The sequence below is a fragment of the Mesorhizobium sp. WSM4819 genome, assembly GCF_055811215.1.
In genome coordinates, this window is sequence record NZ_JBVVQO010000012.1 from 82,077 (window position 1) to 98,225 (window position 16,149).

Sequence of the window (16,149 nt, forward strand, 5' to 3'; positions counted from 1 at the left end):
GTGTTCACCAGGGCACGATGACGCCGGACTTCGTCAGATCACCGCGAGGAGCCAGTCATGATCAAGGTAAAGCAGCTCGCTCACGTTTGCATCTTCGCAGATGATCTCGAAGTGACGCGAAGCTTCTATCGGGACGTCCTCGGCATGGACACCCAGTTCAACTTCCTGCGCGACGGCAAGATTTTCGGTTTCTATCTCAATTGCGGCAGCCGCAGCCACGTCGAGGTGTTCCAGAAAGACGGGGCCAGCTATAGCGAGCTGAACCAGATCAACCACTTCTGCCTTGAAGTGGAAAACCTTGACGCCGCGATCGCCGACGTAAGAGCGAAAGGCGTTGAAGTCACGTCAAAGAAACACGCATGCGATGATACCTACCAGGCGTGGATTCGCGATCCTAACAACGTGAAGATAGAACTGTTTGAATATACTGAGAAAAGTGCACAATTCGTCGGAGGCGATCGTATCGCGGATTGGTGATCGCCTCACGCCTATGGCGAAGACGGCCTCGGTGGGGACTACTTCAGCTCAATCTCGATGAAGGCATACTCGCCCTCATTGGCATTGATGACGTCATGCTCCACGCCCTCCTTGCGGAAATAGGGCGCCCCCTTCTTCATTTCGGCGAAGGATTCGCCGTCCTTGGTCAGGAGCTTGAGCTTGCCGTCCATCAGCGGCACGACGACATAATCATGGCCATGGCGGTGCCAGCCGGTATTGTCGCCCGGCGCGAAGCGGTATTCGGTGACGATGACGCGCTCATTGTCGATGAAGACGGTGGCCTTTGCGGATCCGGTCATGTCGTTCTCCTGCTTTAAGCCAGACAAGAACATGGGCCGGCAAGTGGCGAGTGCCACGGCGGACCAGCCGCATGACCCAGAAAATCCCGATCCGATCTTCGGTCAGATCAAGTGCAGCAGCGTCCTTCGCGCGTCCAGGGGGACGCGCGGTACATTAGTTGACGCAGCAAAAAGCCCGGCGCGAGGGCCGGGCTTGTCTGCGGATTTCCGCCGGATCAGGCGAGATTGCCGTTGATCCAGTGCGACAGCGCCGTCTTCGGCGCGGCGCCGACCTTCATGTCGGCCATTTCGCCGCCCTTGAAGATCATCAGCGTCGGGATCGAGCGCACGCCGAACTGCGCGGCCAGCTCGGGATTCTCGTCGATGTTGAGCTTGGCGATCTTGACCTTGCCGCCGAGTTCGATGGCGATGTCTTCCAGCGCCGGCGCGATCATCTTGCACGGGCCGCACCATTCCGCCCAGAAATCGACGACGACCGGCTCCTTGGCGTCAAGCACATCGGTCTGGAAGTTGCTCTTGTCGACCTTGACGGTGGCCATGCGAAAATCCTTTCGAGAGTTATTGTCGCACCAAATGTGGTGGTGATCGCGCCCTTCTTCAAGCAGCTGTTGTGTCACGCTCCCGTGAGTCGGGCAAGGGCGTCGTCCATCGCCGCCGGCGGCAGCTCGATCAATCGCGGCGCTTCAGTGAACAGCAGCGCCGCCGAGACCTCATGCCCGGGATAAAGCGGCTGGAGCAGCGCGCGATAGAGCGCGAGCTGCAGGACATAGGCCGGTGGAACGTCCGCCAGCGCTGCAGGCGCCGGCCGGTTGGTCTTGTAGTCGACGATCGACACCCTGCCTGATGTGACCGCCAGCCGGTCGATCTTGCCGGAGATCGAGCGCAGCTTGCCCTTGACCTCCAGGCTGCCCATGACCGCGACCTCAGCGCGTGAATTCGGCGCAAACAGCTGATCGAAGCGGCTGTCGGCAAGGATCGCCGCCACCGAAGCCAAGGCCTTGTCGCGCTCGCTTTCAGGCCATTGCGCGCCAGCGCGCTTGAGGTAGCGCTCCGCAGCATCGCGGCGTTCGGTCTCGGCGATGCCGGGCAGCATCTGCAGCAATTTGTGCAGCGCCAGCCCCCGCATCACCGCAAAGCCAGGTTCTGCCTCGGTGTCCAGCACCGGCGAGCCGGTGTCGACTACGGCTTGCCTGGCCTCGTCGATCAGCGCCGAGGCGCCGGACGGCGACAGCGGCCGCGGCAGATCCTCGAAGGGCGGCAAGGGCTGGAACAGGCTCTTCGGCAACGGCTCGAACTGTTGCGCCTGCCGCGCCGCTTCGGCGGCCGCCTGTGCGACCGGCGGCAATTTTGTCACGTGAAAGCGATGCACGGTCTCGCCGGTGGCGGGATGCTGCCGCTCGATGCTTTCGGGCGCGCCGACCAGCGCGCGGCTGACGATCGAGTGCCAGGTGCCGGTATTCGGCGCCCGCTTGCCGTGATAGCCGCAGACGATCAGCCGGTCCTCGGCGCGGGTCATGCCGACATAGAGCAGCCGGCGGTATTCGTCGTCGGCCAGTTCGCGCGCACGGACCGAAGCGGCCCGCGAAAAGCCATTGGCGACATCGTTGGCCGAACGCCAGAGATAGCCCTTGCCGTCCCAGTGTTGGCCCGAGCCATCGAACGGCATCAGTCGCGGCAGATGCTGATCGCTGAACGGCGCCGAGCCACCATCGACGAGGAACACGACAGGCGCCTCGAGGCCCTTGGCGGCATGCACGGTCATGACGCGAACCTCGTCGCGGGTCTGGTCCATTTCGCGCTTGATCTCGGGGCCGGCGTTTTCCAGCGTCGCCAGGAAGGATTCCAGTCCCGGCAGGCCGGTCCGCTCCTCGGCCAGGCAGAAGCTCAGGAATTCGTCGAGGATGTCGCCGGCCTCCGGCCCGAGCCGCGCGATCATTTTCTTGCGCAAGCCGTCGCGGGCGAGAGCCCCGGCATAGAATTCGAACACTGGCCTGAATGCGGCTTCATCAGACCATGTGTCGAGCTGGGCAGCGATTGCGGCCAAGGCAGCGCTTTCGCCTGCCTGCTGCCTGAGCGATGCGATCAGCGAGAGGCCGGACGGCCGGACGCCGGCGAGCGCGAAAAGCATCTCTTCCGAAACGTCGAAAATCGGGCTGCGCAGCACGGCGGCGAGCGACAGATCGTCTTCGGGCTGGACGAGAAAGTGACCGAGCGCGATCAGGTCCTTGACCGCGATGTGGCCGGGCAGGCTCAGGCGGTCGGCGCCGGCGACCGGGATGTCGCGTCGCTTCAGCGCGCGCGTCAGCGCATGGACAAAACGATCGCGCTTGCGCACCAGCACCAGCACGTCGCCGGGTCGAAGGTTTTTGCCGCGGCCTTCGATGATCTCGCCGGCGCCGATCCAGCCGGCAATGGTTGCCGCGACGTTTTCGGCAACACGCACCGCCGGTGCATGGGCGTGGTCGACGGCTTGCGTCCAGTCGTCGGGTTCGTCGACGACGTCGGCGCCGATCGACGGCCAGACCTCGACATATCCCGGCGCATCGCTGCGGATCGCCTTGTGGGTCAGCGGGTCGGGATCGTGGCTGATGCCGCGCCGCACGAGCGGGTCGGCAAAGACACGGTCCACCGCCGCAAGCACGTCTTCGGTCGAGCGGAACGACCAGGTCAGCTTGAGATCGGCGAAGGCGGCTTTGGCGTCGCGCACTTTTGCGGAAAACAGCAGCCTTGAGTCGGCGAAGGAGTCGGGCGCCGCTCCTTGAAAGGAATAGATCGACTGTTTTTCGTCGCCGACGGCGAACACCGTGCGGTGAACATTGTCGCGTGCGCCGAGCCCGGCAAAGAATTCCTCGGCCAGTCGCTTCACCACCTCCCACTGGTCGGGACTGGTGTCCTGCGCCTCGTCGAGCAGGATATGGTCGATGCCCTGGTCGAGCTTGTATTGCACCCAGGGGCCGGCGTCGGGCCGGGCCAGGAGATTGACCGTCCGGGTGATGAGGTCGTTGAAATCGAGGAAGCCGCGGGCGCGCTTCAAGTGCTCGTAGCGGGCGATCAGCCAGTCGGCGATGGTCAGCGCGGCACGTGTGCCCTCCAGCATCCTGAACAAGGCCAATCGGTCGGAGATTTCGAGAATGGCATCGACCGCTGACAGATAGCGCTCGGCAAGATCCGGCAACCGGTCGAGCAACGCCTTCTTGAACATTGCCGGCTCATAAGGCTCGCCATCGCCTCGCAGGAAGGCTTTTGCCAGCAGATGCAGCCGGCGAACCGGATCATCCTCGGCGAAGGCAAGGCGCGCATAGGGCAGAAGGTTGTTGAGTACGGTGCGGGCGTCGGCGGCTTCAGCAGCACGGGCGAAGGTGATGAAATAGTCCGGCAGGAAGCCCGGCAGCGGCCAGACGGACGCCGCCAGGCCATCCGCGGTCTGGCCGGCGCGAAACCTGAACTCGTCGAACAGCGCCTGAAAACCACCGCCGCCAGCCGCGCTGATGAAGGCGCGCAGACCTTCGCGCTTGCGCACGATCTCGGCCAGCAAGGCGTCAAGCCCGTGTTCGCCGCCGCGTTCCAGAATGGTGGCGAAAGCCTCGGCCAGCTCCGCATCGCCGGCGGCCGTGCCCGAGATCATGTCGCGGCGGACGGCGGCGAAGAGCGACGCCTCCATCTGCGGATCGAGCATTTCGAAATGGGCCGGTATGTTGGCTTCCAGCGGGAACTGGTGCAGCACCGATTCGCAGAAGGCGTGGATGGTCTGGATCTTCAGCCCGCCGGGCGTCTCCAGCGCCTCGGCGAACAGCCGGCGGGCGCGGCGCATGGCTTCGCGATTGGGCTGGCGACCGTCCAGCGCCTCTATCCTTGTCGCCAGTTCTGCGTCGCCAAGCGCCGTCCATTCCGACAATGTCGAAAACACCCTGTTCGACATGTTGGCGGCGGCGGCGCGGGTGTAGGTCAGGCACAGGATCTTCGACGGATCGGTGCCACGCAGCAGAAGACGGATGACACGCTGGGCCAGCACATGGGTCTTGCCCGATCCGGCGTTGGCCGACACCCAGGCGGAATTTTGCGGATCTGAGGCGCTTGCCTGGCTGACGGCGGTATCGGTCGGAATGGGATAGGCCTTCTTCATGCCTCCCCTCCCTCGTCGTCGGCGTCGCCGCCGGCAGACCATTCGAGCACGCGGGCGAGATGGTCGTAGTCGCCGTCGGTCTCGCCCTCGCGGAACGGCAACGCCCGCGACAGGTATCCGGTCGCGGGGTTGGCATAGTGGATCAGCAGTTTTTCGAGCCGCGCCCAGGCCTCCTCGGCGAGGTCTGCGGCGGTTCGCGGCTTGCGGTTGTATTCGAGGATGGATTCCTCGAACACCTCGCCGTTCGGCTTCAGCCTGATGAAGGCCAACTGCGACGGCTCGCGCGCGCCTAGCCCCTTGAAGGCGCCGCGCCTGAGCAGCGCGCCCTCGAGCGCCAGTTGCGGCGAAAGCAGCGTATGGGCCTGCGCCTTCGACGGCGAAGAGCCGGTCTTGTAATCCAGGATGTCGGCCATGCCGCCGGCCAGGAGATCGACACGATCGGCATAGCCGGACAGCGTCACGCCGGACTGGCCGACGCCTGTTTTCTCGGCGTGCTCCTCGGCATGCCGCATTGTCACGGCGAAGGCGCGGCCGCGCTCCCATTCGATGATGCCGGCGGCGAGCTTTTCGAAGCGCGGCCACCACACCGCCTCGACATCGGGAGGAAGGGCCGTCTCGGCAAAGCATTCGCGGCCGGCGGCAATGAGACCGTCCAGCGCCTCCGGCACAAGCGGATCGGCCACGGTCCGCGAAAAGAGATGCAGGATGGCGTGAAACAGCGTGCCGCGTTCGGCAGCACCCGGGTCGCGGATGACCGGGTCGAGCGGCATCAGGCGGAGGATCCTCCTGGCATAGATCGCGTAAGGGTCGCGGCGCAGCGTTTCGATCTCGGTGACCGAGAAATGTTGCGGCCGCACATCCAGCGGTGGCTTCGGCTGCGGCCGCGGCGCGAAGTCTCTTCGTTCGCCGGCATCGAGCGCACGGGCCCAGGACAGGAATTCATCACCACGCCGGCGAAGCACCGCCGCATGGTCCTTGCCTATGAAGGTCAGCAGGCGCTGCAGCCAGCGCGACGGCACCGCCGGTGCGTCGCCGGAGCGGGCGGACCGCGCCAGCACCACTTTCTTCGCCCCCATCGCCATCTGGAAATCATGGGCGGCCAGGCCGATGCGCCGTTCGGGCGGCTCGAGGTCGATGCCGGTCTTCATCAGCCGGGACATGAAGCGGTCGCTTTCCGGCTTGCGCGGCCACACGCCTTCGTTGAGCCCGCCGACGACCAGCGTGTCGACGTTCTGCAACCGGGCTTCCAGCGCACCCCAGATGGCGATGTTCCTGTCGGTGCCTTGTGCCGGCTTGACCGTCTCGGGCGCGATCAACGCCTCCATCACGTCGGGCCATTCGTCGGCCGCGAAGGAGAACGACGCCGAGGCAGCGACCAGGCCGCGCAAAAGCTCGGCGAGCTTTTCACCGGCATCGCCGGCATAGAGTCCGCTCAGACTGCCATCCGCGGTTCGGCCGAGACTTTCGAGCGCGATGACGCTGGCCCGGGTCAATTCGGCAAGATCGGCTTCGGCTTGACTGCGAAAGGCGGTCAGCGGCGCCAGCGCAGCAGCAAGGCGGACGAGCAGTTCGCGGGCGCCTTCGATGCGCCTGACCGAAAGCCGCGATCGCCAGAAGGGCGGGCGGCGATTGCCGCGATCGTCGAATTCGAGGAGCCGGGCCTCGAAGAGCTCCGGCAGCGAGGCGATGTCGGGGCGGCCGGTGCCGCCGCGCAGCGCCACCAGTTCGACGATCTCCGCCGCGTGACGGACGCTTGTGCGTTCCAGACCGAGGCCAAGCAGCGGGTGCTTGAGCAGCGACAGCAGGGCCACGGGATCGCCGGGGCGGAACGCCGCCTGAAGCGCCAGTCTGAGCAGGCCGGCGGCTGGCGTGTTGATAAGCGGTGTGCCGCCCGAATCGTCGGCGACGACACCAAAGCGCAACAACTCGACCGAAACGCGCCGCGCCAGGGCGCGGTCGCCGGTGACGAGCGCGGCGCGCTGGCCGGGCTGTTCGACGGCGCGTCTGAGCGCGACGGCGATCGCCACTGCTTCGTCGCGCTCGCCGGCGGCTTCGAGCAGCGTCACGTCGGCGAAGGCCTCGGTGATATCGCCGGCCGTAAAGCGGGCGCGCGTCTCGACCCACAGCTCGGTGGTCTCCGCCGGCCGCAGCGCCTCGCCGACAAGTGCGGCGCGCAGCGCGAGCGGCCTTTCGGCAACGGCGATCTCCTCGACATCGCCGCGCAGCACGCCGATCTTGCCGATCAGTTTTGCCAGGCCGTATTGCGGGTGGCCAAGCAAGGCCGGCCGCGCGCCGGGCACCGCAATTGCCTGGAATGACGGCTCATCCAGCATCAGGTCGAGGCCGGGCAGCACGACCGCGCCGCTGGGCAGGCCGGCGATCACCGCAAGCAGTTCGGCGGTGGCGGGAATGGACCCGGTAGAGCCGGCGGCGATCACCGGCCCGGTCGGCGGATTGCGCTTCAGCCGCGCTGCTTCCAGCCTTATCAGCGCATTGCGATGCGCAGCCGGGTTGGAGCGATTGCGTTCTTCGAGGAGATTCGGCCAGTTTTCGGTGACGATGCTCAGGAAGTCGAGCGTCACTTGCCACCAGCCGGCGAGGTTGCCGGTCACCAGATCGGCGAGCCTGGTCCAGTCCGTGCCTTCCGTCTCGATCTCGTCCATCAGCCGGGCCAGGTCGCGCGCCAGCCAGATGGCATCGGCGGCCGACGCCGGCACGACGATCTCCTCGTCGAAAAGTGCCGCGACATGCGCCGGCAGGCGGCGTTTCCAGGCGCGCACCAGCGGCGCCAGCAGCAGCAGGCGCTCGATCGCGGCGATCGGCGGCGCGAGGTCGATGGCGGCCGATGCGTCGGCCTCGAACGCGGCCTCGTCCTCGTCGAACTCGCCGAGCGGGCGGATGACCGGCAGGATCGCCGAGCGGCCACCCAGACAGTCGACGAAGACGCCGCGCAGCGCCCGCGCGGCGCGGCGCGTCGGCACGTAGATGGTGGCGTCGGCCAGCGCCAGCGGATCGCCGTCGAAGCGGAAACCGGGAACAAGCCGCCCTGACAGCAGGGCCTCGGCCAGCGTCGGCAGAAACGGCGCTCCGGGCGGGATCGAGGAAACGCGGCGGGAGCCGCTCATTTCAACTCGGTGAGAGCGCTGGTCAACTCGGTAAGAGTGCCGGGCGACTCAGCAAGAGCGGTGGCAACGACCGCTTCCGCAAGCGGAATGGCGTCGGGCGTGCCAACGGTGATCCAATAGCCGTGCATCACCATGCCGTACAGGCGGCCGGCTGCGATGGCCGCATCGAAATAGGCGTTGAGCGAGTGTGGGCCGGCCGGCGCATCCCTAAAAAGCCTGGGATGGACGATCGCCGCGCCGGCATAGATCAGGCCTGTCGGGTCGCCTTTCGAACGCCGCAAGGCGCCGTCCGGCGCCATCAGGAAATCGGTGCCGCCGCTGTGTCCGGTTGCCGACTGGGAATCCGCGAGCATCAGCAGAATATCCATTTTCGCCGCGTCCCATGCAAGGGCGAGGCGGGCAAGGTTGGGCACGCCGCTGTCGATCCAGAAGGTGTCGGCGTTGACGATGTAAAAGGGAGCCCCTCCCAGTTCCGGCAAAGCATGGACGATACCGCCGGCGGAATCGAGCAGTGTTTGGCTTTCGTCGGAAATAACGACCCGCGGCGCGCGGCGCGCGGCGACGTGGGCGACGATCTGCTCGGGAAAATAATGGACGTTGACGATGGCCTTGTCGACGCCGGCGCGGGCCAGGCCGTCCAGGCTCCAGTCGAGCAACGTCTTGCCTGATATCCCGACCAGCGGTTTTGGCATTGTGTCGGTGATTGGCCGCATGCGCTTTCCCAGCCCGGCGGCAAGCACCATTGCGGTTTTGGGGCGTGTCGTCACAGCGGCCGCTCCTCCAGCAGCCCGTGGGCGGTATAGAAATCCCGCAGGCCGGCCAGTGCCGGATGCGCCAGCGCCCGCCGGAGATAATCGCGAATGCGCGGCAGGTGTTTTAGATAATAGGGCTTGCCGTCGCGCTTTTCGAGCCGGACGAAAATGCCGAGGATCTTCGAATTGCGCTGCGCTGCCATGATCGCATAGGTCTCGACGAATTCGTCTTCGTTAAAAACGCCAGCCTTGTGGCGCGCGGCGATATAGGCATCGAGCGTCCGCCGCTCGATCTCAGGCGAGATCGTAACCCGGGCATCCATGGCGAGAGAGGCGAGATCATAGGCGGAGGGGCCGATCAGCGCGTCCTGGACATCGACGATGCCAAGGCGATCGTGACCGCTACGCTCGCCGCGCCAGATGATGTTCGGCGAATGAAAGTCGCGCAGCATGAGCGTGTATTCGTGCCCCTCCAGCCGGTCGAGAGCCGCGTTCCATTGCTTGGCATAGCCGGCGCGCAAGGCATCGCTTGCCGGGCCGCCTGTGATCGCCGGCACATACCAGTCGAGCAGCAATTCGGCTTCGATCATCATGGCGTCGCGATCGAAAGGCGGCACATCGTGAAAGACGCCTGGCGCGGCCTCGATGCGATCGGGCCACGTCTTGCCGTGCATCATCGCCAGCAGTTCGGCCGCCGCCGCGTAGCGCTCCGCCAGCGGCTGACCGTTCTGGCCGAGAAACCCCTCCGAGCCGAGATGCTCCATGAGAAGAAAGCCCTGGTCCAGGTCCTGCGCGTGGATTTCCGGGGCGCTGACGCCGCCGGCCCGCAGTGCCCGATCGATGGCGACGAAGGCGGCGACGGATTGTGCGGTGTGGGCGATCACCGCATAGGGCTTGCCGTCGCGGACCGGCGGCCCGAGCACCAGCCGCGGCGAGTTCATCAACACGCGCGGCGGCAGGCCGGCCAGCGAGGCGACCTCATAGGAGCGGGCCGAGGCGTCGCCGATAAAATAGCGTCTCTGCGCTTCACCCCAGCCGGTTTTTTCCAAAAAATTGCGCATGGCCAACGAGCGCGCCGCGCGCTCGAAGGCAGCGCCTTGTCCCGACAGTCTCGCCAGGCGTCCGGCGTCCTGATGGACGAGTTCGATCAGCACCGAAGTCTTTGGCAAATAGGCCGCTGCCCGCTCCGGCCATTCGACCAGCGCAGCGCCCTGCGCCAGCGCCTCGTCGAAACCCAGTTCGTCCAGTTCGGACGCCGCGGACAGGCGATAGAGGTCGAAATGATGGACGGGGACGCGCGCCTCATAGCTCTGGACCAGCGTGAAGGTCGGGCTCGGCACGTCGAGACCGGCATCGTCGGTCATTGCCCTGATCAGCGCCCGGGCCAAACTCGACTTGCCGGCGCCGAGATCGCCTCTGAGAGCCAGCACGTCGCCGGGGCGCAGCGACATGGCCAGATCCTCGCCCAGCCTTGCGGTCGCAGCCTCGTCGGCCAGAAAACGCTCTAGCACCATGCCTGCCATCGAGCGCGCTACTCGGCCGCTGCGCGGATGCCGGACGGCGTGTCGGGAAAGGCACAAATGACGGTGGTGCCCATGTCCTTGCCGGTTTCGATGCGGACACTGCCGCCATGCAGCTCGACAAAGCTCTTGACGATCGACAGGCCGAGGCCAGGGCCGCGCCGGCGGCCGCTATTGGTGCGCGGTTCGAAACGGCGGAACACCGAATCGAGCAGTTCCGGCGGCATGCCGGGACCATCGTCGTGAACGGAGAATTCCACGCCTTCGGCAAGCGAGCGGCAGGCGAGCGTGATGGTGCTCGCCTCAGGAGCGTAGTTCGCGGCATTGCTCAGCAGGTTGTAGAGGATCTGGCGAACGCGGATTTCGTCGCCATGGAACGTCTTTGGCGCAGTGGCCGCATCGATCTTGAGCCTGATCGCATGCTCCTCCAGCCGGTCGGCCACAAGCTCGGCAGCGGCAGCGATGGTCCGGTCGACGTGAACTTCGGAGATATCGAGTTCCATGATGCCGGCATCCACGGTCGCCAGGTCGAGGATGTCGTTGACGATGGTGAGCAGGACCGAGGAAGACGAGCTGACATGCTCGACATATTCGCGCTGCTTCTGGTTCAATGGCCCGGTCGAGGGCAGCGAAAGCAGCTCGGTGAAACCGATGATGTTGGTCAGCGGCGAGCGCAGCTCGTAGGAGACGTGCTGCACAAACTCGTTCTTGAGCTGGTCGGATTTTTCCAGCGCCTCGTTCTTGTCCTTCAGCGCCCGCTCGACATTGACGCTGTCGGTGACGTCGACGAAGGTCATCATCACCTGCCCGTTGGGCAGCGGGATCATCGCGTAGCGCAGGACGGTGCCGTTGTTCAGCTCGGTCTGGCCGTGGCGGTCGCGGCGCTCGTCGTCGAAACCGGTGACGGCGGCAACGAAGCCGCGCCAAGGGCTGTCGGCGGCGCGCCGGTCGCACAGATCGCGGATCGTGGAGACGTGAACGTTGGGCTTGGCGGCGTCGGCGTCGAGCCCCCAAAGTGCTGCGAATGCAGGGTTCGAAAATCTGAGCCTGCCGTCGGGGCCGAACACGGCTACGCCTTCGGCAAGATTGTCGAGCGTTTCGCCCTGGACCCGCACCGCGGTCTGGTAGCGGCTTTCAAGGTCCATCTTCTCGGTCAGGTTCTCGAACACCCAGGTGACGCCACCTTTGGGCTGCGGATTGGCAACGACGCGGATGGTCTTGCCGTCCGGCAAATGCCACCAATGTTCCTGCGACTCGACCGCGCGATAGGCGCCAAGCAGGCTTTCCTTCCAGCGCCGCCATTCGGGCTGCTCGGCGATCTTGCCTTCGCTGCGCAGCCGGTCGAGCAACAAGGCGTTGTCCGGAGCGCTGTGCAGGAAGCCGGCGTCGAGACCCCATAGTTTCTGAAACGCCTGGTTGAAAAACCGCAGTTTTTCATCGGTATCGAAAATCGCCACGGCGGTGTTGAGCTGGTCGAGCGTGTCGGCATGGCTGCGCACGGTCCGCTCATATTCGCTACGGATCGTTTCGATGGCGCTGGTGTCGCAGGCGAGGCCCGCCGAGCCGTCCGCGCCGGCGAAGTCGGTCACGGCGAACATGCGGCGGTCGCCTTCGATCACGGTGGAAAGCGCCTGCTCGAAGACGGGATGCGACTTGTGCTGCGCAGCGATTGCATCGCGCGCCTGGCCGCCCAGGAACTCCTTCGCGTCGCGAACCGCAGCTTCGGCGTTTTCCGCCTCGACCGCCCTGGCATAGGCGCGGTTGACCCATTTCAGCCGCCCGTCCGCCGAGCGCAGCCAGGCTGGCATGCTGAGTGCGTTGAAAAGACCGAGCATGGTGTCATAGTCGGCGGCAAGGCGCTGGTTCTCAATTCTTAGCCTGGCCTCGCTTCGCTGCGTTTCAGAAAGCGAGACGAAGCGGACGAGCACGTGTGCTGCGCTCTTGCGGCCGTGCACTTCGAGCGGCGCCCCGGCCTGCGATTCGATGACGAGATCGAACGGCTTCGCCTTTTCCCGCAGTCCCGCCACGGCATTCTCGAGCGCCGCCGCCGAGCGCGGCATCAGCCAACGGCCAAACGCGAGGAAGGCGGCACGGTCTTCCGGAGCCCCGCTTTCAACCGGCAATGTCCCGACGAGCTCGGGCTTTTTGTTTTCCGATGCCCACACAACGACACGCTGGCCGCGCAGGTTGAGCAGCGCCTCGGAGCGCTGCAGCGCAGCGTTGACGTCGGCCAAGCGGGCTCTGAGTTCGCCATTCTGGGCCGAGGTGCGCGCCCGTTCGCGGATCAGGAAAATGGCCGAGACAAGTGCCGCGCCCATGACGCCGACAAACATGGCGAGTTGCATGACCTCGACCGTGCTGACCGACAGCCCGGCTTTGGGCGCAGCCGCGTGGGATGCAGCAGCCGGTCCAGCATGTGCCGAAAGGCCAAGCAGCGGGCCGGCGAGCGCGGAAGAAGCAAGCAATTTTCCGACGCGGGCGCCAGCGCGCCATAAGAGGCTTCCGCCTCTGGCAGCGGAACCCGTGGTCGCCATATCGTTGTGGCCGCCGGAAACGGCCTGTCCCGCGCAAGGCGGGTAATCCCCCGGCATGTCCTGGTCCTCTTCGCCGCCTGAATGCAAGACCGCCCTGATGCGGGCTTCGGCCCTCGTCCCCGGGCCCGCGAATCAGCACCATAGCGCTTGCGCGAATCGGCGTGAAGAATCAATCAGCGCAAAAATAAAGCCGGGCGAAAGTCAATCGCCCGGCCTCAATATCTAGTGGTAATTTCCGCTGTGGTTAATAGCGGTAGTGTTCCGGCTTGAACGGTCCCTGCGGGGTCACGCCGATATAGGCGGCCTGTTCGCCGGACAGTTCGGTAAGCCGGGCGCCGAGCTTGTCGAGATGCAGGCGCGCGACCTTTTCATCGAGATGCTTCGGCAGGACATAGACCTGGTTCTGATACTGGCCGGGCTTGCTGTACAGCTCGATCTGGGCCAGCACCTGGTTGGTGAAGGACGCCGACATGACGAAGCTCGGGTGGCCGGTGGCGTTGCCGAGATTGAGCAGGCGGCCTTCCGACAAAAGGATCATCCGCTTGCCGTCCGGGAAGGTGATCATGTCGACCTGCGGCTTGATGTTGGTCCACTTCAGATTGCGCAGCGACGCCACCTGGATCTCGTTGTCGAAGTGGCCGATATTGCCGACGATCACCATGTCCTTCATCGCCCGCATATGGTCGATGGTGACGACATCCTTGTTGCCGGTGGTGGTGATGATGATGTCGGCGGTCGGGGCGGCATCTTCGAGGGTGACGACTTCGAAGCCGTCCATTGCCGCCTGCAATGCGCAGATCGGATCGACCTCGGTGACCTTGACGCGGGCGCCGGCGCCCTTGAGCGACGCCGAAGAGCCCTTGCCGACGTCGCCATAGCCGCAGACGACCGCAACCTTGCCGGCCATCATCGTGTCGGTGCCGCGGCGAATGCCGTCGACCAGCGATTCCTTGCAGCCATATTTATTGTCGAATTTCGACTTGGTCACGCTGTCGTTGACGTTGATCGCCGGGAACGGCAGCAGGCCCTTCTTCTGCAACTGATAGAGCCGGTTGACGCCGGTCGTCGTCTCTTCGGTGACGCCGCGGATCGCCTCCTTCTGCTTGGCGAAGAAGCCGGGCGATGCCGCCATCCGCTTCTTGATCTGGGCAAACAGGATTTCTTCCTCCTCGCTGCCTGGATTGGAGAGCACATCCTCGCCGGCTTCGGCGCGCGCGCCGATCAGGATGTACATGGTGGCATCGCCGCCATCGTCGAGGATCATGTTGGAGGTGCCGCCATCGGCCCACTGGAATATCTTGTCGGTGTAGACCCAGTAGTCCTCGAGCGACTCGCCCTTGACCGCGAAGACCGGAATGCCGGCCTCGGCGATGGCCGCGGCCGCATGGTCCTGGGTCGAAAAGATGTTGCAGGAGGCCCAGCGGATCTCGGCGCCGAGCGCCTTCAGCGTTTCGATCAGCACCGCCGTCTGGATGGTCATGTGCAGCGAGCCGGTGATGCGCGCGCCCTTGAGCGGCTGCGCCTTGCCAAATTCTTCGCGGCAGGCCATCAGGCCCGGCATTTCGGTTTCGGCGATCTCGATCTCCTTGCGGCCCCAGCCGGCAAGCGAGATGTCGGCGACCACATAGTCATTGCTACCCGTCATGGCAGTGCTCCGATCAAGAATTGTCTTCGGGATGCGCCCGCGCCGGAAGGCGTGTCGAAGAGCGCGAGTTGCCGGCCTGACTAGCAGATCGTCGGTCGGACGACAATGGGATATAAAGAAATCTTTATCCGTGCATGTCCTCAGAGGCGCGCCGGCGCGAAATCGGGTTCAGCCGCGACGCGCTCCAGGCGTCAGGACTCTTCGCCGAAGCGGGAGGCGACCAGTTGCTCCAGCGCGTCGATCACCTGCTCGGCCTCCGGGCCGCTGGCGGTGACGCGGATCGAATAGCCGGGGCTTGCCGCCAGCATCATGAGGCCCATGATCGAGGTGCCACCAACCGTGACGCCGTCCTTCTCGACCTGGACGGAGGCGTCGAAGCCGCTGGCAACCTGAACGAATTTTGCCGAGGCGCGGGCATGCAGGCCACGCTGGTTGACGATTGGAAATTCCCGGACGATGTCACCCTTGTTGGCCGACAGCGCGCTCATTTGCTGCTCAGAAGCTGGCTGGCGACATTGATGTATTTGCGGCCGGCCGCCTGCGCCTCGTCCAGCGCTGCGCTCATATTGTCGCCCTTGCGAATGCTGGACAGCTTGATCAGCATCGGCAGGTTCATGCCGGCAATGACCTCGGTGCGACCGGATTCCATCACCGAAATTGCAAGATTGGACGGCGTGCCGCCGAACATGTCTGTCAAGACGATGACGCCCGCTCCCGTGTCGACACGGGCAACGGCATCGATGATGTCGCTGCGGCGCTGCTCCATATCGTCATCGGCGCCGATCGCGACGGTCTCGAAACTGTCTTGTGGCCCGACGACATGTTCCACGGCATGGCGGAATTCGGCGGCCAGTTGACCGTGCGTTACAAGCACGAGTCCGATCATTCTTTGGTGGCTCCCGTCATCGCCGCTTCACAGGCGTTTCATGCTCGCCGGCCTTTTCAGGCGGCGGGAGCGCTATCTTGTCGACGCGAGGCGCGTTGACAAGCCCAAAATTGCACAGGCGCAGGCCATTTTGACGCATTGCAGCAACAATTCGAAATCGCATCATACGAAAGGCGCAATTGGCAGCCGCGCCATCACGGCCGGCAGGGCCGCCGGAACATTGCGTTCGGCAAGATCAATACGCGGCACCGGACAGCCCGCGATGAACTCGCTGGCATCTTCCTGGAAGCGGTCCATTTCGCTTGCCGGGACCAGCCGGATGCAAAGGTCGATGACGCCGCCGGGCTCGAACGACAATGGCCGCGGGCCGAATCCGGGCACCTCGACGAGGCCGGCGATGGGAGCGGGCACCCGGCAGACCAGCCGCCCCGCGTGATCGGCCGCGAGGAGCCTGTCGTCACCGATCAGCCGCGAAAACAATCCACGTTGGCGGCAATGATCGATGAGGGCGAACGCCAGCGTCGTCTTGCCCGACCCGGACGGTCCCGTGATGAGGACACCACGCTCGCCGATCAGGATCGCCGTGCCGTGAATGTTCTCAGCCTTCACAGTCGGCTCACGCATGAGTTCCTGTCCGGAAACCGGTCGCCACTTTTCGGGATCATGCTTTTTGGTTCACGCATGATCTTGTCCGAAAACCGGTTCCCACTTTTCGGGATCATGCTTTTTGGTTCACGCATGATCTTGTCCGAAAACCGGTTCCCACT

The 16,149-nt window shown here is 64.8% G+C and carries 12 protein-coding genes; 1 reads left to right on the top strand and 11 read right to left on the bottom strand.

Annotation, left to right across the window (positions count from 1 at the left end):
- Positions 1–57: 57 nt before the first annotated feature.
- Entirely contained in the window at positions 58–477 is a 420-nt protein-coding gene (locus tag AC0L18_RS13595; RefSeq protein ID WP_473492719.1) for a VOC family protein, read from the top strand.
- A 38-nt stretch (positions 478–515) separates the two neighbouring features.
- Here AC0L18_RS13595 and AC0L18_RS13600 read toward each other — a convergent pair whose 3' ends face one another.
- From AC0L18_RS13600 to AC0L18_RS13650, 11 genes are all read right to left on the bottom strand, one after another.
- The gene (locus AC0L18_RS13600) at positions 516–797 is read right to left on the bottom strand and encodes a cupin domain-containing protein (protein ID WP_023796896.1); all 282 of its coding nucleotides are present in this window, start codon (positions 795–797) and stop codon (positions 516–518) included.
- Between the two features lie 215 nt (positions 798–1,012).
- A complete protein-coding gene (gene trxA, locus AC0L18_RS13605; RefSeq protein ID WP_091592579.1) occupies positions 1,013–1,336 on the bottom strand; it encodes a thioredoxin in 324 nt (107 codons plus the stop codon).
- 74 nt (positions 1,337–1,410) lie between these two features.
- Positions 1,411–4,920 (bottom strand): double-strand break repair helicase AddA, encoded by a 3,510-nt coding sequence (gene addA / locus AC0L18_RS13610; RefSeq protein WP_473492720.1) that lies wholly within the window; start codon positions 4,918–4,920, stop codon positions 1,411–1,413.
- Positions 4,917–8,045 (bottom strand): double-strand break repair protein AddB, encoded by a 3,129-nt coding sequence (gene addB, locus AC0L18_RS13615; RefSeq protein WP_473492722.1) that lies wholly within the window; start codon positions 8,043–8,045, stop codon positions 4,917–4,919. Before addB ends, addA begins: the two co-directional genes overlap by 4 nt.
- Positions 8,042–8,812: a nucleotidyltransferase family protein gene (locus tag AC0L18_RS13620; protein WP_473492724.1), complete on the bottom strand. Its 771-nt coding sequence runs from the start codon at positions 8,810–8,812 to the stop codon at positions 8,042–8,044. The genes addB and AC0L18_RS13620 overlap by 4 nt, the downstream gene beginning before the upstream one ends.
- Positions 8,809–10,320 (bottom strand): tRNA (adenosine(37)-N6)-threonylcarbamoyltransferase complex ATPase subunit type 1 TsaE, encoded by a 1,512-nt coding sequence (gene tsaE / locus AC0L18_RS13625; protein ID WP_473492726.1) that lies wholly within the window; start codon positions 10,318–10,320, stop codon positions 8,809–8,811. The genes AC0L18_RS13620 and tsaE overlap by 4 nt, the downstream gene beginning before the upstream one ends.
- 8 nt (positions 10,321–10,328) lie before the next feature.
- On the bottom strand, positions 10,329–12,908 hold the full coding sequence (locus AC0L18_RS13630; RefSeq protein ID WP_473492727.1) for a sensor histidine kinase: 2,580 nt from the start codon (positions 12,906–12,908) through the stop codon (positions 10,329–10,331).
- Between the two features lie 187 nt (positions 12,909–13,095).
- Positions 13,096–14,496, bottom strand: a complete 1,401-nt coding sequence (ahcY, locus tag AC0L18_RS13635) for an adenosylhomocysteinase (protein WP_128168861.1) — start codon at positions 14,494–14,496, stop codon at positions 13,096–13,098.
- A 191-nt stretch (positions 14,497–14,687) separates the two neighbouring features.
- Positions 14,688–14,984, bottom strand: a complete 297-nt coding sequence (locus tag AC0L18_RS13640) for an HPr family phosphocarrier protein (RefSeq protein ID WP_023796904.1) — start codon at positions 14,982–14,984, stop codon at positions 14,688–14,690.
- Positions 14,981–15,382, bottom strand: a complete 402-nt coding sequence (locus AC0L18_RS13645) for a PTS sugar transporter subunit IIA (protein ID WP_027152037.1) — start codon at positions 15,380–15,382, stop codon at positions 14,981–14,983. Before AC0L18_RS13645 ends, AC0L18_RS13640 begins: the two co-directional genes overlap by 4 nt.
- Positions 15,383–15,544: 162 nt before the next feature.
- On the bottom strand, positions 15,545–16,006 hold the full coding sequence (locus tag AC0L18_RS13650; protein ID WP_473492728.1) for an HPr kinase/phosphorylase: 462 nt from the start codon (positions 16,004–16,006) through the stop codon (positions 15,545–15,547).
- Positions 16,007–16,149: the final 143 nt, after the last annotated feature.